The sequence below is a fragment of the Hahella sp. NS-SX17 genome, assembly GCF_057367735.1.
This window is the reverse complement of sequence record NZ_CM170632.1, coordinates 2,535,105-2,557,634: the sequence shown is the minus strand read 5'-3', so window position 1 is coordinate 2,557,634 and position 22,530 is coordinate 2,535,105. Positions and strand designations below refer to the sequence as shown.

The following is a 22,530-nucleotide window of genomic DNA, read 5'->3' as shown; positions in this document are numbered from 1 at the left end:
ATATGTAGAAGATGAAACCGGCGGACGCAAGTCGCAATTTTTCCCCCTATTGGGTGAACTGCGTTAATTTACGCGGCAAAACAGCCGATTGCAGGCGCTTTTTGATAACGAAAATAATCAGGCGCCGATTGAGGGAAACGGTAGCTCTAGGGGATGAGCTCCTGAGGCGGAATAGAGAGATCGGACACCCTGGCGATCCGCCTGTCCGCCCTGTTTTCGGGCGCGCAGCCCTGGACCTCTCCAAGCCTACTCTCTTTAAACACCGCGCCTGCGGAGACATTGAAGTAGTAGTGGAAGTTGGTTTGAAATTGACATACTCATCAAGCAGGTTATCGGTGACTTTAATCCCTCAAGCCACCGACTAACGGACGCAATCTTCTATAACCGTCAAATATTCTTAACGTAACCAGACCAGCCTGCCTCGGCTTTGACGCCAATCACCAGCGCTTCGCCGGTTTGCGGCCCCTGGGCCAGCAGGTCGCCGCTGGGGCTCCATACCGCGCTTTTGCCGATTGGCTCCCAGCCGCCGGAGGGGCCGCTGAAGTTGGCCATGACCACGCACATGCCATGGGTCTGTGCGTAATCCTGTAGTTTGGCGGTGTCTTCATCGTACCCGCCAGCGGTAATCAAGACCGAGCTCAAATAGGCGGCGGCGCCGGCGGCGGCCGTGTTGCGGGCATGGGTGGCGACGCCAGTATCCGCACAGATCGCCAGCCCTAATGCAACGCCTTGAAGCTCAAATACCTTTTCGCTGGCGCCCGGCGCAAAGTGCTGATCCTCACCAGGATGTAAATGCATTTTGCTGTAATGAAATAGCGGCGCTTCCGGGCTGATAACAAAGAGGCCGATGTGAGGCTTGCCTTGCCCTTCCTGCACCGGCGCGCCGACCATCAGCGTCACGCCCTGCTCTCGCGCCGCCGCCTGAAAGGGCGCCAGACGAGAATCCGTATCGGTGAACGCCAACTCCCTCGCCAGATCCGGCTCATACCCCGTCAGAGAAAGCTCAGGAAAAATGACCACATTAGCGCCTTCTGCGGCGGCCGCCGCTATCAACCGCAAATGTCTCCGCGTATTTTCCTTAACATCCCCTCGCACCGGGCCAAACTGAGCCGCGGCTATTTTGAAATCGCCTTGCATCATAAATTCCTTGATAAATTGCACGCGCCTGTCAGACATTGGACTGCCCCGGCGCGGCGACGCCTGACGCCGGGGCTGAATGGGCCGGCTATAACATTTTCAGAAGCACAAAAACAGCCACGCCCAACGAGCTGGACAGTATAAGCCGTTTAGTAAACAACATGAGCGCAAATGTGGCCACTGACGCTAAAAAATAGGGGTGCGTCAACAGGCTCAAAGACACCTCTTTCTCAACGAAAACCACTGCCGGCGCGACAAGCGCAGCAATGACCGCCGCCGGCGTCATGCGCAGAATGTTTTCCACTTTGGCAGGCAAGGGTTTTCCCGCCCAAACCACCCAGGGCAGATAACGAGGCAGAAACGCACACACGGCGATCAATGCAATCAGAATATAAATATCCATCTCAGCTTTCCTTAACCTCTTCCACAACCGCTTCCGCGTTTTTCGCCGGAACCCATCGACCGTACAACACGCCGGCGGCGACGCCCGCGACCGTCCCCAGAATGGTTCCCAATCCGTATGGCGCATGATGAGCCAATATCGCCGTCAGGCCTGCAACCGAAACAATGCAGTAAGCTTTTCTATCCACCAGACAGGACGCCAGCATGGCGACAAAAAGAGCGGTCATGGGGAAATCAACGCCGGAGCCCGCCCACTCAAGCAGCGCGGAGCCGACAAGAATGCCGACTACGGTGGCGGCAGTCCAGGCGCCGTAAATGGAAAACGATCCCCCCAAATAAAACCACTGGCGAGCCGTCACCGGCGCGTCTTTATCTTTAAACTTCTCCACAAAGATAAAGAACAGCGCATCGATCAGGCCAAACCCCATCACCAGTTTCCATCCGGGAGAAATATCATTGACCTTGTCCCGCAGTACGATGCTGTAAATCATCATACGCAGACTCAACGTGAGCACCGTCAGCAGAACCACCGTCCAGCTCGCTGACTCCTGCAGCATCATGTAGACGACAAACTGAATGGTTCCCGAGTTCGCCAACATGGCCAGCAGCAGCGTCTGCAAACCGGTCAGTCCACTGGTGACGCCCAACGCCCCAGCGATCATCGCCATCGGTATGGCGGAAAGAATAAATGGAGACATGGCTTTCACGCCATCCAGGAAGTGCTTTTGTCTTAATTGCGAGTTTAATGGCTGTCCGGAGCTGTCATCCGGTTTTGCGGCCACACTTTCCATACTAAAGGGCTCCCTCACTGCAAAGTTTTTCAAGGCTGGACATAAACGCCGCCGCTTCAACCTACGGTCACGACTGGGGTGAACAGCTTCAGATGCTCATCCCGGCTTTGCGGATTGTCGGACTCAAAGATCATCCAGCCAATCCGGTCATAGAATCCCGTGCTGGACTTGATCTTGTCGCCAATGCGCGCGTCTTGCTTTTGTTTGAGCACGTTCACGCTGCTTTCGAACTGAGCCGGAAAGGCGAAGGCCTTTAACTCGCCTTCCTGCGCCATGACGAACTCAATGCTGACCAGACGATCCCGGGCTATGATCGGAGCCGGAACAGTTTTATCCGCAAGGAAATTAAACTGATCCGCAAACACTTCCGCGCCCGTGCTGAAATGGATCAGATCGGTAATAAAGTCGCCGCCGAAGCGAGAGTGCAGCTCTATGATTTCTATCTTGTCGCCGTCCACTTTGAACTCAAGATGGAAGGGGCAGTTGCGCATGCCCAGCGCCTCAAATACCTGCTGGAAATAATCAGCAAACGTTTCCAAGTGGGGATGACGGGTGTAGAAAGTGTGGCCTGTTTCGACAAAATACGGAGCATCCGTCGTCCGCTTCTCCGTCAGACCGTAATAGTAGACCTGGCCATCAAAGACCTGCCCTTCCACGCTGAACTCTTTACCGCCGATATAGCTTTCCACGGTAAGCTCGGTTTTATCGCCGCCATAGGGATGGCTGCGAACGCGCTCCAGATAACCTTCCACTTCCGGATAGGAAGACAGCAGTTGCACACAAATGCTTCCTCCCAAACGCACCGGTTTGACGACAACCGGAAAGTCGACGGAGAGCAATGCTTCCGCCAGTTCGGCGACGGTGGTTCTGAATGACTGAACCGAGGACAGCCCCTTTTCCACCAGGGTGTGGCGCATCAGGCTTTTATCAATGCTGAACAGTTCCACGTCTTCGCTATGCCCTGCAAAGCCGAAGTGCTTGCGCACCTTGGCGGCGATGGTCAGTCCGGCTTCAGCGGTGGAGATAACCTGTGTACAGGCTTCCGCCTCCACAAGCCGGATCACGGCGTCCACGTCGGAGGGGGAGCAGGCCACAGCTTTGACGTTTTGCGGCCACCAGGAAGCGGGAATGCGATCAATCCGCTCCTGCATGTCGATAAACACAAACTCGTGCGCACAGTTTCCCGCCTGGCTGAGAATGGACTGCGCAACGTCCAGATTAAACGGCAATGGCAATATGGCCAGTTTCATGTCTGATCCTTGATTTCATGTGTTGTTATTAATACGCATGTCACGACAAAGGCCCCACGCCGTCTGGAGTGGGGCCTTAACGTTATTGGGACAGTCGCATCAGTTCGCTGACCGCTGCGGCGGTTTCCGCCGGTTTGGTCCGGCAGAAGTAATGGCCGCCGTCAGCCAGCTCAATCAACGCTACTGACTCGCACACCTTGCTCCATCCCAGGTATTGCTCCCGATACTGCGGCGTCAGGGGATCGTCTTGCGCCGCCACCATGGTCAGTGGCAGTGTCATAGGCGTCCCGTTTTCCGTTAAATCAGCAAGGTAACGGTTGGCGCCGCAGGCGTCATGACGGAAGGCTTTCACCAATTGCGCCAGTTGCGGCTCGGACAAGGCGTTCAGATCGCCGTAACCCGTCTGCGTCACCAGCCACTCGCCCACGTCCTTCAACGGCATGGATTCCAGCTCGGCCGCAAGGCTGCGGGAACGCTCCGCGTCAGGCAGTAACTTACCGCCGATAAATACGCCGGCGACGCGGCCGCTCTCCCGCAGCAGACCGGCGGTGGCCAGGGCGGCGGCGCTGCCGACGCAATGTCCCCAAATGAAGACGTCGCCGCTGATATTGGCGCTGATTTCCGCAGCGACCTTCTTCGCCAACTCCTCGACGGACAACAGCGCTTCACCGGTATCGCTCAGGTTATGCCCCGGTGGCTCCACGGCGAAAACCTGCACCTCGGCGTTCATCTCAGCAAGACGTTCGGCGAATGGCTTGAAGTTAATCGCGTTGCCGCCCGCATAGGGGAAACACACCAGAGTGACCGGCGCCGCACGCCGATCAGGAGTCAGCGCCACCAGAAGGTCAGCCTCGTCGGCGGGCATTTTCTTTCTGGCCACATCCGCCAGCGGGGCCAGAGTGGAGTTGCGCATGAGATCCACCAGGGAAATCAGTCCTTCCAGCAGAATCGTGACTTTCATCGCCGCCAGAGAGTTGCCGCCCAGATCAAAGAAGTTATCGTGGCGTCCAATATTCTCTTGGGGAATCTTGAGCGCCTGCGCCCAGGCCGCCGCGATGCGCGTCTCCACCGCGTCCAGAGGAGTCTGTTGCGCCGCCGCTGTGTCGACGGTTTTGCCCTGCTGCAACTCAGGCTTCCGGAAAATCAGCGTCGCCGCCTCGTTGACAATCTCAACGCCGCCATCCTGGACGTAGCGCCCCTTCAGTTCAGTGGGTCGCAATCCCAGGCCGTTCAGGGCCGGGTTAACATCAGTCTCCAGTCTGTCCGCTTCCGCGTTCACAAAGTACAGGTCTCCGACCGCTCCCACAGGGATAAAACGCCCTGATTCTCCCAGGAGATAAACGCCCGCATCCGTATTTTTCAGTTCTGGACGCTGCGCTAGACTCACCGGAACTTTAGCGCCCTGCTCTGCGATAACCGCCAGTTCCTGTTGCGTCAGAATGGGCTGGCGTCTGGGGTCCGCTTTGGGGTCCTGAGTCATGCTCTCAAAGATAGTGAGATAGTATTGCGCGAAGTTCTCCACCTGCTCCGCCGTGAAAGCGTGCTCGTGGTAGTGCAGACTGAGTTTCACATCGTCAGTGAAGAAGTGACGGCAAAACTCAGCCCGAATCGCGAATTCCGTCTCCGAGTTCGCCCGCACGTCCAGCAAATTGAACTCCGGCATTTCCTTGAGTTCTTTCAACAAATAGAAATGGGTGTAGTTGAAAGCGGTGTCGAACAGCGGCTCCTGCGTCCCGATATCCTGTTTCATGCGCGCCATGGGATAACGACGGTGCGGCAACAACGCTGCTTCCGCTTGATACACGCGTTGAATCAGGCCAGCCCAGGACTCCACATCGACATCCACCCGGAACGGCACTGTGTTGAGGAAAAGTCCGATCGCCTTGGTGGCGTCTTCCGCTTCAGGACGGCCGCTGTGTTCGTAACCGGTCATGACGTCAGCATCGCCGGACACCACGCTCAGGAACTTAAGATGCGCCGCCATCAACAGTGTTTTGACCGGAACCGCCAACTGGTCAGCCAGCGCAATGATCCTGTCGGACAACTGCTTGCTGATGTCCACCTCATGAAACAGCACAGACAGCTCCGAGACGGGCTGCGCGGAGTCCAGTTTGGGCAGACGGGTATATGTCGCGCCGTCCAGCATATTCTCCCAGAACGCACGATCACTGACGGAGCGCAACGACTGGGCTTCCAGGCCGATGTAATTGCGAATGTGATTGTCCACCAGCGGCTCGTCAAAGGTCCCGCCCTGCAGCAGCCTGTTGTAGATGCGGAACAGCTGCGTATGCACCAGAGTGATGCTCCAGCCGTCGAGGGCGGAGTTATGCTGACTGAGCACATAGCGGTACATGTTGTCGCGCAGGACATGCACATGCAGGCGCACCAGGCCGGGCTGATTCCATTCGAAACGGTACGCTTTCTCTTCCGCCAGCCAGTTCTGATGCCACTGTTCCTGCTCTTCTTCGCTCATTCCCCGCAGGTCGTGACAGTACAGCGGCGCTTCCACTTTCGTATGCACCATCTGGATATACTCGTCGAAGCCATCCAGGTGATAGCTGGTGCGGAAGATCGGGTTGCGCTTGACCAGAATGTCCGCCGCGCGCTTGAACACCTCCAGATTGATCGGGCTCTCAATGATGTAGCTGATAATGTCGTGATATTGCGCCGTGCCGAAAGTCAGCTCGTTCTGGAATATCAGTCCCGCCTGTAACATGGACAGCGGATAGGCGTCATCAACGCCTTGTGGCAGACGCTGGCGGTCCTGCTCGCCGAGCAGCTCAAACGCGTCAAAGCGGTGCTGCTGAAGCTCGCCTTTTTCTTCTTCCATCGCCTGCGCCAATGTCGCTATCGTAGGGTTGGCGAACAACTGCTGGAAGGTGAACTCCAGATCGAATTTTCTGGCCTTGGCGAGAACAGTGACGAAGTGAATCGAGTTGCCGCCAATCGCAAAAAAGTTATCGTGCACGCCAACGCGAGGCAACTGCAGCACCTCGCGCCAGATGCCCGCCAGAATTTCCTCGGTGCGGTTACGGGGCGCAGTATATTCCGCGGTTTGCAAATAGCTGTCCGGCGACGGCAGCGCTTTACGATCCAGTTTCCCGTTCGGCGACAGCGGCATTTGCTCCAACACGATAACCATATCTGGAACCATATAGGCCGGAACCTGCCCCGCCACATGCTGACGCAGGGTCTCTTGCTCCGGCTCGCCATTTGCGGTGACGTAGGCGACCAGTTTGTCCAGACCAGCGGCGCGGTGCACCAGCGTGACCGCGTCGCGCACGGCGGGATGGGAACGCAGAACCGCGTCGATTTCCTGCAGTTCAATACGAAAACCGCGTACTTTCACCTGATGATCCAGACGGCCCAGATACTCGATTTCACCATTGCCGAGCCAGCGCGCCAAATCGCCGGTTCTATACCAGCGTTCAGAGGCGTTTTCAGGATTTGTGACAAAGCGATCCGCCGTCATTTCCGGCAGCGCATGATAGCCCCTCGCCAAACCGACGCCAGCGATGCAAAGCTCTCCGGGAACGCCAACAGGCAGACGGCGCAACTGCTTGTCTACAATATGAATCTGAGTGTTATCGATGGGACTTCCAATAGTGACCCTGTCCAATTCAGGTTTGGCGGTGCAGTCAAGATGCGTGACGTCCACCGTCGCCTCGGTCGGCCCATACAGGTTGATCAGACGGGTTCCATTGGCTGCGTGCAGCAGCTTCTTGAAACGCTCCGCCTGATGCAGGGTCAACGCTTCGCCGGAGGTAAACACCTTGCGCAGAGACTGCAAGCGGGGCACTGCCTGAGTGGACTCCACATAATCCAGGAAGGCGTTCAGCATGGACGGCACAAAGTGCATGGTCGTCACCTTATTCGCCTCAATGGCCGCCACGATTTTCTCCGGTTCGCGCTCACCGCCGGGCTCCAGCATGCAGACGCGGGAGCCGGTAAAGAACCACCAGAACAATTCCCACACGGACACATCGAATGAAATCGGCGTTTTCTGCAGGATGAAGTCCTCCGCCGTTAGCGGATAGGCGTTCTGCATCCAGGCGATCCGGTTGATGACGGAGTGATGCTCGATTAAAACGCCCTTGGGTTTACCGGTAGAGCCTGAGGTGTAAATGGCGTAGGCGAGATTTTCCGCACCGCCAACTGTTGCAGACGCCGCCGCGCTCTCTGCGCCCTGCACTTTCTCGTCAATATCGATGACGGTATAGCCGGACGTATCCAACTGCAGCAGGTTACGATGCGTCAGAATGACGCTGGCGCCGCTGTTTTCCAGTACATACTGAATCCGGTTTGCCGGATAACCCGGGTCTATCGGCAAGTAGGCTCCTCCGGCTCTTAAAATCGCCAGGATCGCCACCATCATCTGCGTTGAGCGCTCGGCCGCCACCGCCACCAGCTGATCTTCCGCCACGCCGGCTGCCCGCAACTGCGCCGCCAGGGCGTTCACTGCGTCATTAAGCTGCGCATAGGTCAGTTGTTCCTGACCACAAACCACCGCCGTCGCATCCGGCGTCTGCGCCACCTGCTCAGCAAAAACCGTTTCGATTCTGACATCCCGGCGATATTCCCGCTCGGTCGCATTGACCTGCTGCAGCAACGCCTCATCCGCTGGCGTGGTGATGGAAGCCGCCGTGACCTCTGCGTCAGGCGCGCTTGCTAGCTCCAGCAGCAGCTTCTCAAAGTGTTCGGCGATACGCTGAATGCTGTCCGCATCAAACAGGCCATCGTCATAGGAAATCGTCAATTCCCCTTGCTCAGCGCCAACGAAGTGACTAAACAGCACCCGACACTGAAATTGACTGGATACCGAGTCGTCAGCCTTCTCAAGCGCTTCCAACGCCACATCAAAAAAGGGATTGCCGCCCTTCTCCGCTTCCAGGCCAAACTCATCCGCCAACACCGTCAACGGATAGTCGCAGAATTCCAGCCCCGCAAGCATGGCGTCCCGCGCCGCGCCCAGCAACTGCTTAAAATTCACGTGCGCCGGCGCCTGAATGCGCAGCGCCAGATAGTCGGACAGTTTGGTTTGCTCCGGTTGCAACGGCTGACCGATGCAGGCCGTGTCGGAGCCGGTGTAGCGACGCAGCAATTCCGCCAGCGCCGACAGCATGACCACTTGACGCGTCGCGGTTTTGCCGCCGCTTAACTTATGCAGGCGCTGCCTTACGTCGGCGTCCAATGTATGCACATAGCGCTGATTCAGCGACCCCGAAGGCTTCACTCTATCGGGATGAAACAGGCTTTTCTCCACCGGCTCAGCTAAAAGACTGCGCCAGTATTTTCCGTGCTCCGGCCGCTGCGCCGCCGCAACCTTTAATTGTCCTTTGGTTTCTATAGACTGCATGTCCTACTGCCTCTAAATTTTAAAATTCAAACTCGATTTCCGGTAACGCAACCGGGCCACTTTCTTCGTCCTGATTCAGCGTTCGAATCTGGCTATTCACATCGCTCAGCGCCTTATCCATGATCTCCAGCAGCCGATCACGGAGAGAAGCCATTGTCTTGGCGGTGAAAAGATCCCGATTGAAATGCCAGCTTGCTCGCAGGCTGGTTTCGCCATCTTCAATTTGCAGGTTGAGGTCATAGATGGCTGCGCCGGTCGCCGCCGGCGTCCAGATGATCGCCCCGCCCAGAAAGGTTTGTCTGCTCAGCCCTGTGTTCTGCAGCGCAAACATGGCGTCAAACAGCGGAGAGCGTCCATAAGAACGGTCCGCAGCAACCTGCGCCACCAGACGGTCAAAGGGGTAATCCTGGTTGTCGAAGGCGTTCAGCGTCATGTCGGCCACCTCCCGCAAATAGTCTTCAAAGCGCGCAGCCAGAGCCGGCCGCAGCCTCAAGCAGAGCGTATTCACGAACATCCCCTGAATGTCGTCGACGCCAGGGGCCAGACGACCCGCGACAGGCGTCCCGATGGTGATGTCGTCATCGCCGGTAACCTGAGCCAGGAAGACGCCATAACAGGACAGCAGGAACTGATAGACGCTGACCTGAAGACACTCGGACAGGCGACGAATGTTCGCCGTCCTCTCTTCTCCCAAATCAAACTCAAGAAACTCCCCACTGAGACTGCGCACCCCGGATCTTGGAAAGTCCGTAGGCAAATCCGGCAGCGCAGGCTTCTCCGCATACATCTTCAGCCAATAGGCTTCCTGCTCCGCCAGATGGGCCTGACCGCCGTCGCTGGCCAGCCAGTGCGCATAGTCACGATATTGCAGGGGCGACGCAGACAAACTTTCGCCGCGATACAGCGCCTCCCACTCTGCAAACAAACGGAGCAGTGAATAGCCGTCGGTCAAAATATGGTGGATATCGAAGAGCAGATAGGTTTTCTCTGAGTCGCGATAGAGCGCTGCGCGCCACAGGGGCCCCTGCTGCAAGTCGAAGGGCTGGATGAATTGGGCCAGCGCATTGAATACGTCTGAAGCCGCCGGCGCCTCCGCTATCGACACAGCTGGGTCGGCATGAATCAACTGCCGGGTAACTTCTCCTTCGCGTTCAAACGAGGTGCGGAGAATTTCGTGTCGACCCACTAATCGCCGCAAGGACTCCTGCAAGCGAACCGGGTCTATATCCGCCGGCAGCGCCACCCAAATCGGTAAATTGTAATGACAGGCGTCCGCCTGCTTGGATTGCTCGATGAACAAACGCACCTGTTGCGGCGTCGCTTCTATGCTGGCTTGCGCTGGAGAAGCAATCACTCCACCCGTTGTGGCGCTCCGCCCCGGTTGCCCTCTGACCAACGTCGCTAACTCCGCCACCGTGCCACTGCGCAGAACATCAGCGACAGAGACTTTCACGCCCAGGTCACGACGCGCCCGCGACGCGATCATGGCGGCGGTTAACGAGCTTGCGCCCAATCTGATCAGGTCGTCATCCGTCGCCAGATGGTCAATGTTCAAAAGCGAGCGGCCTATTTCCAGCAAGACGCGTTCGATATCATCCACCGCTTCGGCGCCGCCGGACTCTACCTGCTTCATCTCCGCCAGCGCGCGTCGGTCCACCTTGCCATTGACCGTCAACGGCAATTCAGGCATGGCCCAGACCGCCGCCGGAACCATGTGCGAGGGTAGTTGGTCGATGAGTTGCTGGCGCCAACTATCCAGATCAAACTCGTCAGCGACGCCTAAATAGCAATGCAGCCGATATTCCGCTGCGCCTTCGGGCTTGAGTGCGAGCACCAAGGCTTCACTCACCGTCGGATGCGACAGCGCCGCTTTCTCGATTTCGCCCAGCTCAACCCGAAAGCCGCGAATTTTGATCTGAAAATCCCGGCGTCCGAGAAACTCCAGCTCATCCTCGACATTCCAGCGCGCCCGGTCTCCCGTGCGGTAGATCCGGCTTCCTGGAGCATAAGGATGAGGTACGAATGCTTTGGCCGTTTCGTCTTCCCGCCCCAAATACCCTAACGCCAAGCCAGCGCCGCCGACATACAGCTCGCCCTCAAACAACGACGGCGTCAGACGACCAAACCGGTTTAGCACCAGCGCAACGGAATTACTGATGGGAGCGCCGATGGAAATACTGTCCAGTCGAGCGGGATCAATACGCTGCACCGTGGATATGACCCCGTTTTCAGTGGGGCCGTAGGCATTCAGAATGACGATTCCCGGACAGGCGGCGTATACCGCCGCCACCTGCTTCGGAGAAATCACATCGCCGCCCACCAGTAACTGACTCAAGGGCGCGAACATGGCGGGATCATCGCTGGCCAGCTGTGAAAACAGCGAGGTCGTAATCAACGCAACATCTGTTTTCCGTTCCCGGAAAAAACGCGCCAGTTCAACGCTGTCCAGGAGCACTTCCCGATCGACAATCTGCAGGCAGCCGCCGTTGAGCAGCGCCGCCCAGATTTCAAACACACTGGCGTCAAATCCTGTTGCGCCGGCCTGAGCCACGCGCACGCCGGGTTTCAGGTCGAGATAAGTGGCGCGCCGAACCAATCGCAGAACCCCTGCGTGCGTGTTCAGTACGCCTTTGGGACGCCCGGTAGTGCCGGACGTAAACATCAGATAGGCCGCCTGAGAATCCGCCGGGGCGGACTGCGACGACGTCTGGATTTGCAAGGCGCGCACCCGCCCGCCAGGCATGTCCAGCGCTAGCGACGCATGTGTCGCACCGGCCAGGGCGCTCGGCGGAGCCTCTTCACTGTGAATCAACACGACGGCCTGACTGTCCTCCATCAGCAACTGAATGCGCTCGGCGGGATAGTCAGGGTCCAAAGGCATATAGACGGCTCCCGCTTTGAGCGCCGCCAGTGCGGAAACCGCCATGGGGATGCTGCGCGGGGTATGAATGGCGACAACCTGACCTGGCTGCACGCCCAGCTCGCGCAGGGCTTGGGCGAGCTGGTAGCTGGCCTCATCCAGTTCAGCGTAAGTAAGGGACGCCTCACCATGGGTTATCGCCAGCGCCCTGGGGGTTTCCGCCACGCGCGCCGCAAAGGCTTCTTCAATTCTGGCGTATTCATCAAAGGGGGTGACCGTCGCCGTTCCCCGCTGCAACCGCTCAGTAATTTCATCCGGGGCTAAAAGCTCCAGCTGAGACAAAGGTTTGTCCTGCAACAAACCCATCTCCAGAATATTCATAATCGCAGTGCATAAAGGGCGCAGGTAGCCGTAGGATGCAAACACGCCGCCCCCCTGAACCAGCAGCTCGGCTCCCTCCGCCGTGACGCGCAGCCCCATGACAATGGGCGCACGCGGAGCGTCTCTCTCTCCCAGATTGAACAGCAGGGGCGTCAGCAAGTCCTGCGCCGGCGGCAGAAGACCATACTCTTCCGCGGCAAGCTTGAGATAAGGAAACGCGCGATGAGACAACGCTTCCGTCATCGTCTTCGCGATCAGATCAATCACTGAGGCCAGATCGGCGCTGGAATCCAGCGTGAACGTCAGCGGAATAATCGTGGCGTCGTCGAGTTGCACTGACAGCGTCAGCCGCTCCATGTCAGTAAAATGCATCAACGCCGTCAACCACCCCGCCAACGCTACTTGCTGCTGCGTAACGCCCATCTCAGCGGCTGCGCTTTCAATGGCGCTCAGCAGGTCTGCGCCAACAGGGATGCTCGCCACCAGACGCTCAACAGGCTCCGCCGCACGGAACGGCGCTTTCAGTTCCGTTGGCGACCACTCTGCGTCAAACAGACCCCGCCAATAGGTTTCCGCCGCGCGGATCGCTTCAAGCTCGGTGAAATCCATATCACTACCCTCCATTGCCGACCATTACCGGCGCCAGTTTTTCAATGGTCTGCCGCACGTATAACTCACGTATCGGAAGCGCAGGCAGACCCGCCGCTCTCATGGCGGAGGCGATTCTGACCGCATAAAGGGAGTTGCCGCCAAGGCTGAAAAAGTTGTCTGCCGCGGTCACTTCACGCCCCAGCACTTCACTCCAGACCCTGACCATGTCAGCGACGAGACGGTCGGCTTCTGTCTCCGCCGCAGTCTCTTCCAAGCTGGTTTTAGCAGGCTCGGAAGAACGCTCCGCCACGACCTTGGGCTTATCCGCCGCTTTGCGGCGCGCATTGGGTTCAGGCAGCTTCTTAACGTCCAGCTTGCCATTCGCCGTCAGCGGCATGGCGTCAACCGGAGTGAAAGTGGAAGGCACCATATAAGCCGGCAGCATCTTCTCCGCTTTGACGATCACGTCCTCCACGGCGATATCCGACAACACCAGATAACTGTCCAGACGGGCGGAAGCCGGATCGTTTTTATCCGGCTGGTTCAACACCACCGCCGCCGCCTCTACCCCATGGACGCCGAGCAACACTTTGCGGATTTCATCCAATTCGATGCGGAAGCCACGCAACTTCACCTGACTGTCCAGGCGCCCTAAATGCTCCAGGCGTCCGCATGGCAATAAACGCCCCTTGTCGCCGCTGCGATACATGCGACCACCGCAGAAGGGGTCGGGCATGAAGCGTTCTTCCGTCAATTCCGGACGGTTCAGGTATTGCGAAGCGACGCCCGCTCCCGCGACGTAAATTTCACCCGCCACGCCCACCGGCAGAATATTGCGGGCGGCGTCCAATACATATAAACGCCAACCAGGAATCGCCGGACCGACGGAGCGCGAACCGGCCATGGCCTCTGCGCGCGCAATGGTCTGGGCGGTGACATGCACCGTGGTTTCGGTGATGCCGAACATGTTCACCAGACGACAACGGGATTCGGGGTAGCGGTCGAACCACTTCATCAGCATCTTCGCGTCGAGGGGCTCGCCACCGAAAATAACCAGTCGCAAATGCTCCAGCGCAGCGCCGTTGCGTTCCATTTCCATAAACTGGGAGAAAGCGGAAGGGGTCTGGTTCAGCACCGAAACCTGCTTATCCCTGACCAGCTCCAGAAACTCGTCAGGCGCGCGGGAGACCCAATAGGGCACAATCACGAGATGGGCGCCCGTCAGCAGACTTCCCCATATTTCCCACACTGAGAAGTCGAACGCGGCGGAGTGGAAAAAGGTCCAGGCGTCCTGCGCATTGAGGCCAAAATCCTCCTGCGTCGCCGCCAGCAGGCTGACGACATTCTTGTGAGGAACCACCACGCCTTTGGGTTTGCCAGTCGATCCTGAGGTGTAAATCACATAGGCTGCGTCATCGGCGCTGATATGCTCTGCAGAGGGCGTCGTCACCCGCGCATCGTCAATATCCCGCTCCAGCTCTGACGGCGCTATCAGCCGCCGCGCCTCCGCCACCGGGAATGCGTCTGCGTCGGTAATCACCAGACAAATCTCGGCATTCTCACAGGTATATGACAGACGCTCTTCCGGATAGGCCGGGTCCATGGGGATATATATTGCCCCCGCTTTCAGAATCGCCAGCATAGACGCGATCAAATCAAATGACCGCTCCAGACAGATACCAACGCGATCACCGGGTTTGACGTTGAGCACAACCAGATTCAACGCCATGAGATGCGCCTTGCGCTCTAACTGCGCGTAGGTCATTTGCTCGTTTTCGTAGGAGAGCGCGACGGCGTCTGGGGTTTGAGCTGCCTGCCGGGCGAACAATTCCTCCAGACGTTCTGCTGGAATATCGCCAAGCTCACGGTCCACGCCTAACGCGGCGACTTCCTGCTGCGCCTTTTCATCCAGCAGCGGAAAGCTGCGCAGATTCAATTCGCCATCTTCGCGCAAGCGCTCATACGCCCGGCGCACGCACTGAAAGAACTGTTCGACGCTGTCTCCGGCAAACAAAGCGCCGTCAGCCAGCCCGCTGATGCAATATCGACCCTGCCCCTGACTCTCAATGAGCAGCGTGAGCGGATAAGGCGCTCCCAAAGATGGCGCATAGTCGCAAGCCGCCACCTTGGCGTGCGGTGACGCTGCGGCGTCATAGATGAGCGCGGCCAGAGACACTTCACCGCCGTTTTCACAGTCTTGCAGACGATTCGCCAGCTCCTGCGAGCGCCAGACCGGTTGCTGCAACGACTGCTCGATGTTTGCTTTAAGACGCTGCGCTGTGGCGTCTTCCTGCACCGGCGCGGTGACTAGCGACCATCCGCTCACCGACTCGGCGCGGCTGTCATTAACGGCAACGACGGGTACGTTCGTCGCAGAATAGCGAGCCCATACCGTAGCCAGCGCACTGATCCAACCCGCCACCAATTGCTGGTCATCCTGGCCGCTGAAAACGCCCAGACGCATTCTGATTACGCCCTCTTCGCCCTTGCCCCGCCAGTCTGGAAGCGGTGAAAAATCGGCGGATAGCAGAGAGGACAACTCCAGCTCAGATCCGGACGCCGCCGCAGGCGAATGGTAAACAGCGTCCTGTTCAGAGATCGCCGCACAGACGAATGCATCCAGGGATGCTTTATCAAAAACCGCGCGATTGGCGACAATCACCAAGTCAACCAAGCGGTCTGCGTAGGTTAATAACACCACGCGAATATAGGGAAACGTCTCGGCCAGCGGCCTCTCCATTTCCTTTCTGACCCGGTCCGCAGCCTGATAGCTGTCCGCCCGCAAATGCAGCGTCTCAATCCAGACGTACTCACGCCCCTCGGCCGCCTTTTGCATAAACGGCAGGGCTGCAAGGGCGTGTTTTAGCCGCATCGCAACGGCCTCTGAATTGACGGATTGCGTCAGGCGATAGGCGGCGGCGTGCAATGCGCTGGGCGCCACATCGCCGTCACTCAGGTAAGAGCTCAGATTCCCGGCCATTTCCGGGTAATTAAAAAAAGTGCTTTTCATGGAAGTGCCTTATGTCGAATGAGAAAATCTGGACAGTCCTTGGCGAAGACCTCTTTCCACCGCCTAACGCGCGGAGAAGCCGCCGTCGACGGTGATCACGCTTCCGGTGACCTGACGGGACTCGTCAGAAGCCAGCCAGACAGCGCTATGGGCGATATCCTCAGGCTCGATCAGCGCATTCATGGGCTGCGCCTGCACAAAGGTGTCTTCGTGCTCGGAGACGGGCACGTGCAGGGAGCGCGCGATCTCAGACAACATGCGGCCTTCAACATGGGAGGCGTCGCGAACGGACCCCGGGCATAACGCGTTGACCCGGACTTTAAGCGGGGCGTAATCAAGAGCGACGGCTTTGCTCAGACCGATGACGCCATGTTTGGCCGCGACATAACCGGAGAAATGGCGGTAACCGACCACCCCCGCCGTAGAGGCAATGTTAATGATGCTGCCGGAGCGACGCTCCGTCATGGCGGCGCCCACTGCGCGAATCATCCGCCAGGCGCCGGAAAGATCGACGTCAATCATGGTCGTCCATTCATCTTCACTGATGTCATGGGCGATTTTTCCTGACGGCGCAGCGATGCCTGCGTTATTCAACAGCACATCAATGCGCCCAAAGCGATCCAGCCCTTTTGCGACGACAGCATTGATCTCAGCTTGTCGCGTCACATCCGCCAGACCAGTCAATACCGCGACGCCCTGCTCTTCACATAATTGAGCGGTGTATTGAAGCTGGCTCTCCGATCCGAGGGGATAAGGCACGGTGGCGATATCTCTTCCAATATCCAGCAGTATCAGATCCGCCCCCTGTCTGGCGAACTCAAGGGCGCAGGCGCGCCCCAACCCTCTGGCTGCGCCGGTAACCAGCGCAACTTTTCCTTTTAGTCTCATAGTTATCTCCTTGACGACACTGCGATCCACTAATAACAAAAATTAAAGAACCGCACTTTCGATCAGGGCGATAAGCGCCTTGGGATCGTCCATCAAATACATATGACCGCCGGGGAGTTCTTCGTGCAGAGTTTGCACCGAAGAAGCTTTGCTCCAGAGCGCTTTATCCTCAGCCGTCACCAGTTCATCGTCACTGCCGCGAATAGTCAGCACCGTGATCGGCAAGGAGTCATCCGCCAGTGGTTGATAGCTTTCATGCATCTCCACATCCGCACGCAGCGTCGGCAACAACACTTCCCGCATGATGGGGTCTTCCAGGGCGGGATGAGAGTAGCCGGCAAATTCATTGACCCGGCGTACAAATTCATCATCCGGCAATCCAGAGGCGCGCTCTTCCCTGCTGTTCCATGGGCTTGGAGAGCCACTCACGATTAACCCCTGCACATTGGCCTTTTCCTCTCCGCACATGGCGCGCGCCAGCTCAAACGCCAGCACAGCGCCCAGGCTGTGTCCAAAAAAGACGATGGGTTTGGAGAAATCCAGCTCAGCCATTAACTCGGGCATGATTCCCTGCACTGCTTCCGCCACGCTAGTGTAGGCGGGCTCAACAAAGCGCTTCTCCCGTCCCGGCAACTGCACAGCGATCACATTGAGCTTCTCGGACAAATCCTTCCACTCGTGAAACACCGATGCGCCCGCGCCAGCGAAGGGGAGACAAACCAAGTTAACCAGAGAGACTTCTTTCATTTTCTGTATCCTTTAGTTATTACTATTTCCTTTTCCGCCGGCGCATTTATAAACGCCAGACAATAGGAGGCCATAAAGCCTGTTTAGCTTTATATAAAAATATAATGATCGGTATTTATCGACGGACTAGAATAAGTCTATGCGAGGTTCCATATACTTCCCTTTCCACAATTAATACTTCCTGATTCCCGTTAAAGTTGTCTAATTAGACAAAAACATCAAATACGCAAACCATTTAATGCTCGCCAGATTGCATAAGTATGACGCCAGAAGCGATATTTCTTATCACCCCCAATCAAAGCGCAACACCATAAGCCATTGATTTTTATTGGCACAAAAATCATTCTCGTTGTGAGCCGCTAGCAATGGCGCGCCTGACAGCATAAATTCCATAACGACAAGTTGATGTCATTTTTGCTACAACCTTAAAAACAAGGCGTGGAAATTTCACTTAAAAACTTAACTATACTTGTATAAACGGGATAAGAAGCGGTGGAGAGAGGAGCCCGAGAGAATATAGCCGGGATAGGACATAAACGGACGGATAGAGGCCGTCCCCTTTGGCTTATAATACAACATCCTGTAATACTCGTAGTGCTGTTAATGTTTAATCAACAAAACGTGATTATATATATTTTTTTAGCCGCTTCAATCCGGTAATCCGTATTTTTTACTATATTGCAGAGTTAGGGAATAAAGACGCCCTTCCCATCGCCAGTTTGCCCATTAGTCCAGCCCCAGTGGAAAAGCGATCTAAAGACATTTAAGCCAGGAAGGCGCATCAAAATCTCGCGCTCAACGTCACTTTTTCATCACCCAATTGTTCGTCATTTGTAGACAGTCTAACCATATCCGCCATATTTATCCCTTTTCAAATTCCCAATAAACTGCTCCTGACATTGAGAAACAGGCTTTCAACCCTACACTCTGGAGACGATATATGAGCAGCAACATCGCATTGGTTACTGGCGGAAACCGTGGTCTGGGCAAAAACACGGTCTTGCATCTGGCGAAAAAAGGCGTGGACATCATTCTGACCTACCACAGCAATCGCGCAGAGGCGGAGGATGTCGTCAGCGAGGTGCGTCAAATGGGCCGCAAGGCGGTCGCATTGCAACTAGACGTCGCTGAAAGCAAGAGTTTCGCGGACTTTGCCAAATCAGTCGCCCAGGAACTTAGCGTCAATTGGGGCCGTGAGCAGTTCGATTACCTGGTGAATAACGCGGGGATCGGCATCCATGCGCCTTTCGCGGAAACGACGGAAGAGCAGTTTGATCAGCTAGTGAATATTCATCTGAAAGGCGTTTATTTTCTGACGCAAAAACTCCTGCAGTTCATCGCAGATGGAGGCAGAATCGTTAATATTTCCACCGGTCTCGCCCGCTTCGCCCTGCCCGGTTACTCAGCGTACGCAGCAATGAAAGGCGGCGTGGAAGTGCTGACCCGTTATATGGCGAAAGAACTTGGAGCGCGAGGCATAGCGGTGAACGTGGTGGCGCCGGGCGCCATTGAAACGGATTTCGGTCAGGGATTGGTGCGCGATAATTCGGAGATAAACAAGTTTATCGCCTCACAAACCGCACTCGGACGTGCCGGTCTACCGGACGACATTGGCGGCGTCATCGCCTCTCTGCTCTCAGAGGACAATCGTTGGATCAATGCTCAACGTATTGAAGCGTCCGGCGGGATGTTTCTCTAAGCTGTCTCAGCGGACCAGCCCAAGGGCTGGTCCAATTATGCATTTGTTGTAATCTCAACCGCGTTTTCTTTGCAGAAGTCAGGCTCTATGATTGGGACGTTTCAGAATTAGATTAATGGCTCGCTATGTCCTCAATCCCGGCATCGTGGTACTACCTGCTTTTTCAGCTTCTATCCATCGCTCTCTGCACCACACTGCTCGCATTGATACTGCAACGTTTAGGCAAATCGGAATACTTTTCCTACGCTACAGGTATTCTTAGCGCTATTTTTATCTTCTTAGCCGCGCCGAGACTCCTGGGAGTTTATGCTCGCAGCGGACAAATCACGTTGGATATGGCGATAGGGTTCATCGACTTTTTAACCGTCGGTTTATTTGGCCTGATGTATGTCTTGGCGAGCAACGCTTTATCTTATTTAAAAGCCAAATGGGGAAAGCGCCGTTAACGCGATAATCCAACGCTGATATAGCCACACACCATCAATACGCCAGTCGCCAGGATGGCGATATAAACTCTTTTCTTTAGTGCGTTGCGTCCTCGGGCGGAAATAAAAGCCGCCACCGGAACCAGTATTCCCATTTCAATCAGCAGATTTCGCCAAAAGTAAAAATTAAGGAAATCGAGCTTTCCCGCGCTGGGCAGGAAGCCATAGTCAAAGGTGTATACAGTGTCGGTCAGCGGCCAGAATATGGGGTTCTTATGCACGCCAACACAGTAATCCATGAGCACGTGAGCCATGGAAGCGGCGCAAATCAAAAGCGGGTTGGCGTTCCTTAAGCGTTTGACGAACACATACTTTTTCAAACCCAGTCCGATGCAGGCGATCACCAGACTCGCCCCAATGGAGTGGGTATAACGGGGCGCTATATTGATGCCAAAACACCATGTCAGCAGATAATCCAGATCGGGGCATATGACCAACCCCATAAAGAAACAGCTCAGGAACAACTGTTCCGATTTGCTTTCCGGTTTGGCGTTATCGCCAATCGCCGCTCCAATCAGAGCATGGCCGAATATAGATGACATCGATTTGAATTACCGCCACTCACCAGTGTTTCAGGGCGCGATTCCACTGGTACAAACACCAGGCGAACACATTATAAGTTTTGTTCAACAGCCAGCGCAGACCGGGAACTTTGGACACCTTCGCCTTCCACTGCTCCGACGACGAAACCTCCCAGATAGCGATAAAGGCTTCATACCCCACGCGCAAATCGCCATTAAGGTCGATGACATGCAGCCGCTCTCGGACAAATTCGAGATCCGCATTGAGATCTTTCACCTTATCATTGTCCAGATGCACGTCTTCCCATTCGACACCACAGACCGCTCCCTTTTTCTGCTGGAATTTAATGCCAGCATCACACACCGGACAGGCGGAGTTGTAGAAAACGCGGATTTTAGGTTCCATTAGCGCCCCAAAAAGGAATACAGCATTGGACAATAATACAAGTCAGGAAACGCAAGCATATGGAAAAAGATCTTACGCTGGAAGCGCGTTTTAAAGCTCTGATACAGAGCGTCCCTGAGATCATGGAAACTATTGAGGCTTGCGCCAGTTATGGTTTGCCTGATTACTATCTGGCTGGCGGCGCACTCACCCAGGCGCTCTGGAACAGCATGCTTGGAGAGGCTCCTCTAAGCAGAGTGAAGGATTTCGATGTGGTCTATTTCGCGCATGAAGCATCAGCGTTGGAAAAAGAGCATGAGAATACGCTCAACCGCCTGACTCGCCATAGCATTCCTATTGATGTTAAAAATCAGGCGCATGTACACGCATGGTATCCACGCAAGTTTGGACACGACATCCCACCCTATCAAAGTGTGGAAGCCGGCATTTCGTCCTGGTTGCCCGCATTCGCGATTAGCGTGCGAAAACAGGTTGATGATCTAAAAATATTCGCGCCTTTCGGACTGAATGACGCCATGAACATGGTTATACGTCCCAACAAGTCCGTCATGAGCGCAGCCAACTATATGACCCTGGTGGATAGTTTTAAACGTCGATGGCCCATGATAACGACTCATCCTTGGGAAGGTTTCGATAATGCATAGCTCCACCCGGAGCCAGTCTGTTAGGATTTCGACCAACGATGCTTAATCAAACTGCTTCTTGAATTGGATCTGCATCGTTGTTGCGCCATAAATAAAGCCCGGAAATTGAGCCAGAGGCGACTTTCGCCCCGTACACGTCAAGGAAGTATCTGATATTTAACATCCATTCTCAGGAGGAGAATCTCAATGTCAGGATGCTTAGCCACCCTATTCCCAACGTCATTAATCCGGGCCGTACTTGCCCTCCCGTTGCTGCTGTACTTCTGCGCAGGGCCCTCGCTCTGTCTGGCGGAGGCTTTTGGAATCAGAATCAAGGATTCCGCCAAAAACTGGGGGATAACGCAGAACAGTTATTATTCCTTCAGTGTCCATAAAGACGCGCTCTTCGCCGGCGGACGCGCTGTGTATGGTTCTGGAGGTCCGACTGCGCGCCTGTTGCGCAGTGAAGATGGTGAGAATTGGGCGCAGGTGGACGTACCTTTCAGCACAGATGATAACGAAGTCCGTCGGGTCTGGTCCGCCCCCGACGGATATCTCTATGCGGTAACGCAGAGCGACACGCCCAAAATCTATCGCTCGCTGAATGGGCGGCATAACTGGACGCGGGTGAAGACACTATCCGAGGCGGATGAATACGGTCGCTGGTTTGAATCATTTCAAGGCTGTATTTATCTGGCGGGACGCAGCGACAAACACACTGAAGCCAGACTTTATCGTTCCTGCGATGGCGTCACCTGGAACGTAGCCGCCTCCTTCCCCGGCGTCACCGGCATTTTTTCCTTACTGGCTCGCGAGAATACGCTGTACTTGACGACAGGACTCCCGTACTCAGGTGAAGTCAGCGTAATGGCGTCGAGTAACGGATTAAATTGGTCGCGCGTGAATGAAACGACTTTCGCCAGCGATGAAACGCTGCATTCTCTGGTGGAGTGGCAAGGCGCATTTTGGCTGGGCACATTAAACAGCACGACTGGCGGAGCGATCTGGCGCTCAGAGGACATGCGCGTCTGGGAGAAAGTCACCGGTGACGGCATGGGAGTGGGTCTTGATGAAAAAGAGGTGTATCGGCTGTATCCCTGGGGAGATCTGCTAATCGCAGGAACCTACAATCCGGTGGATGGCGGCCGCCTATGGGCGACGGAGAACGGCCGCGACTGGGGCCAGATAGGCAGTCCCGGCGGCAACTCCGGGAGCCAATATAAAGGCGTATTTGATTTCATCGAGTTTCACGGAGCGCTTTACACCGCACACAGGGTCAGCTCCATCGCAACGAATATCCCGACTTTCCCGCAAGTCTTGTTGAGGCAGTAAGTCCTTCATAATAAAGGCGGTTTAGATGTCCGCCTTTATCTCCAACCGCTG

The 22,530-nt window shown here is 55.9% G+C and carries 15 protein-coding genes; 4 read left to right on the top strand and 11 right to left on the bottom strand.

Annotated features, from left to right (window positions below):
• Positions 1–387 precede the first annotated feature (387 nt).
• From AC2IBB_RS11550 to AC2IBB_RS11510, 9 genes are all read right to left on the bottom strand, one after another.
• Positions 388–1,176, bottom strand: coding sequence for a carbon-nitrogen hydrolase family protein (locus AC2IBB_RS11550; RefSeq protein ID WP_486333006.1), 789 nt, complete (start codon positions 1,174–1,176; stop codon positions 388–390).
• Between the two features lie 49 nt (positions 1,177–1,225).
• Positions 1,226–1,540, bottom strand: coding sequence for an AzlD domain-containing protein (locus AC2IBB_RS11545; protein WP_486333005.1), 315 nt, complete (start codon positions 1,538–1,540; stop codon positions 1,226–1,228).
• Position 1,541: 1 nt separating this feature from the next.
• Positions 1,542–2,330 carry an AzlC family ABC transporter permease gene (locus tag AC2IBB_RS11540; protein WP_486333004.1) on the bottom strand — a complete coding sequence of 263 codons (789 nt, stop codon included), beginning with the start codon at positions 2,328–2,330 and terminating at the stop codon, positions 1,542–1,544.
• 56 nt (positions 2,331–2,386) lie between these two features.
• The gene (locus tag AC2IBB_RS11535; protein WP_486333003.1) at positions 2,387–3,580 is read right to left on the bottom strand and encodes an ATP-grasp domain-containing protein; all 1,194 of its coding nucleotides are present in this window, start codon (positions 3,578–3,580) and stop codon (positions 2,387–2,389) included.
• 82 nt (positions 3,581–3,662) lie between these two features.
• Positions 3,663–8,936: an amino acid adenylation domain-containing protein gene (locus tag AC2IBB_RS11530; RefSeq protein ID WP_486333002.1), complete on the bottom strand. Its 5,274-nt coding sequence runs from the start codon at positions 8,934–8,936 to the stop codon at positions 3,663–3,665.
• Positions 8,937–8,955: 19 nt separating this feature from the next.
• Positions 8,956–12,786 (bottom strand): amino acid adenylation domain-containing protein, encoded by a 3,831-nt coding sequence (locus AC2IBB_RS11525; protein WP_486333001.1) that lies wholly within the window; start codon positions 12,784–12,786, stop codon positions 8,956–8,958.
• Positions 12,787–12,790: 4 nt separating this feature from the next.
• The gene (locus tag AC2IBB_RS11520) at positions 12,791–15,778 is read right to left on the bottom strand and encodes a non-ribosomal peptide synthetase (RefSeq protein WP_486333000.1); all 2,988 of its coding nucleotides are present in this window, start codon (positions 15,776–15,778) and stop codon (positions 12,791–12,793) included.
• Between the two features lie 63 nt (positions 15,779–15,841).
• The gene (locus AC2IBB_RS11515) at positions 15,842–16,666 is read right to left on the bottom strand and encodes an SDR family oxidoreductase (protein WP_127972419.1); all 825 of its coding nucleotides are present in this window, start codon (positions 16,664–16,666) and stop codon (positions 15,842–15,844) included.
• A gap of 42 nt (positions 16,667–16,708) precedes the next feature.
• On the bottom strand, positions 16,709–17,413 hold the full coding sequence (locus AC2IBB_RS11510; protein ID WP_486332999.1) for a thioesterase II family protein: 705 nt from the start codon (positions 17,411–17,413) through the stop codon (positions 16,709–16,711).
• 940 nt (positions 17,414–18,353) lie between these two features.
• Between AC2IBB_RS11510 and AC2IBB_RS11505 the strand changes: the two genes are divergently transcribed.
• Positions 18,354–19,112 (top strand): SDR family NAD(P)-dependent oxidoreductase, encoded by a 759-nt coding sequence (locus tag AC2IBB_RS11505; RefSeq protein WP_486332998.1) that lies wholly within the window; start codon positions 18,354–18,356, stop codon positions 19,110–19,112.
• Between the two features lie 125 nt (positions 19,113–19,237).
• Positions 19,238–19,558, top strand: a complete 321-nt coding sequence (locus AC2IBB_RS11500; protein ID WP_486332997.1) for a hypothetical protein — start codon at positions 19,238–19,240, stop codon at positions 19,556–19,558.
• Here the strand turns inward: AC2IBB_RS11500 and AC2IBB_RS11495 are convergent.
• Positions 19,555–20,139 (bottom strand): hypothetical protein, encoded by a 585-nt coding sequence (locus AC2IBB_RS11495; RefSeq protein WP_486332996.1) that lies wholly within the window; start codon positions 20,137–20,139, stop codon positions 19,555–19,557. The genes AC2IBB_RS11500 and AC2IBB_RS11495 overlap by 4 nt on opposite strands.
• 19 nt (positions 20,140–20,158) lie before the next feature.
• Positions 20,159–20,524, bottom strand: coding sequence for a thiol-disulfide oxidoreductase DCC family protein (locus AC2IBB_RS11490; protein ID WP_486332995.1), 366 nt, complete (start codon positions 20,522–20,524; stop codon positions 20,159–20,161).
• A 59-nt stretch (positions 20,525–20,583) separates the two neighbouring features.
• Here AC2IBB_RS11490 and AC2IBB_RS11485 point away from each other — a divergent pair, with 59 nt between their 5' ends.
• Together AC2IBB_RS11485 and AC2IBB_RS11480 are read left to right on the top strand one after the other, a co-directional pair.
• Positions 20,584–21,168 (top strand): nucleotidyltransferase family protein, encoded by a 585-nt coding sequence (locus AC2IBB_RS11485; RefSeq protein WP_486332994.1) that lies wholly within the window; start codon positions 20,584–20,586, stop codon positions 21,166–21,168.
• Between the two features lie 186 nt (positions 21,169–21,354).
• Positions 21,355–22,479 carry a beta propeller repeat protein gene (locus tag AC2IBB_RS11480; protein ID WP_486332993.1) on the top strand — a complete coding sequence of 375 codons (1,125 nt, stop codon included), beginning with the start codon at positions 21,355–21,357 and terminating at the stop codon, positions 22,477–22,479.
• Positions 22,480–22,530 lie beyond the last annotated feature (51 nt).

Excerpts from the sequence above, each read along its gene's own strand:
- AC2IBB_RS11550 (WP_486333006.1), bottom strand. The coding sequence starts at position 1,176 with ATGTCTGACAGGCGCGTGCAATTTATCAAGGAATTTATGATGCAAGGC.
- AC2IBB_RS11545 (WP_486333005.1), bottom strand. The coding sequence starts at position 1,540 with ATGGATATTTATATTCTGATTGCATTGATCGCCGTGTGTGCGTTTCTG.
- AC2IBB_RS11540 (WP_486333004.1), bottom strand. The coding sequence starts at position 2,330 with ATGGAAAGTGTGGCCGCAAAACCGGATGACAGCTCCGGACAGCCATTA.
- AC2IBB_RS11535 (WP_486333003.1), bottom strand. The coding sequence starts at position 3,580 with ATGAAACTGGCCATATTGCCATTGCCGTTTAATCTGGACGTTGCGCAG.
- AC2IBB_RS11530 (WP_486333002.1), bottom strand. The coding sequence starts at position 8,936 with ATGCAGTCTATAGAAACCAAAGGACAATTAAAGGTTGCGGCGGCGCAG.
- AC2IBB_RS11525 (WP_486333001.1), bottom strand. The coding sequence starts at position 12,786 with ATGGATTTCACCGAGCTTGAAGCGATCCGCGCGGCGGAAACCTATTGG.
- AC2IBB_RS11520 (WP_486333000.1), bottom strand. The coding sequence starts at position 15,778 with ATGAAAAGCACTTTTTTTAATTACCCGGAAATGGCCGGGAATCTGAGC.
- AC2IBB_RS11515 (WP_127972419.1), bottom strand. The coding sequence starts at position 16,666 with ATGAGACTAAAAGGAAAAGTTGCGCTGGTTACCGGCGCAGCCAGAGGG.
- AC2IBB_RS11510 (WP_486332999.1), bottom strand. The coding sequence starts at position 17,413 with ATGAAAGAAGTCTCTCTGGTTAACTTGGTTTGTCTCCCCTTCGCTGGC.
- AC2IBB_RS11505 (WP_486332998.1), top strand. The coding sequence starts at position 18,354 with ATGAGCAGCAACATCGCATTGGTTACTGGCGGAAACCGTGGTCTGGGC.
- AC2IBB_RS11500 (WP_486332997.1), top strand. The coding sequence starts at position 19,238 with ATGTCCTCAATCCCGGCATCGTGGTACTACCTGCTTTTTCAGCTTCTA.
- AC2IBB_RS11495 (WP_486332996.1), bottom strand. The coding sequence starts at position 20,139 with ATGTCATCTATATTCGGCCATGCTCTGATTGGAGCGGCGATTGGCGAT.
- AC2IBB_RS11490 (WP_486332995.1), bottom strand. The coding sequence starts at position 20,524 with ATGGAACCTAAAATCCGCGTTTTCTACAACTCCGCCTGTCCGGTGTGT.
- AC2IBB_RS11485 (WP_486332994.1), top strand. The coding sequence starts at position 20,584 with ATGGAAAAAGATCTTACGCTGGAAGCGCGTTTTAAAGCTCTGATACAG.
- AC2IBB_RS11480 (WP_486332993.1), top strand. The coding sequence starts at position 21,355 with ATGTCAGGATGCTTAGCCACCCTATTCCCAACGTCATTAATCCGGGCC.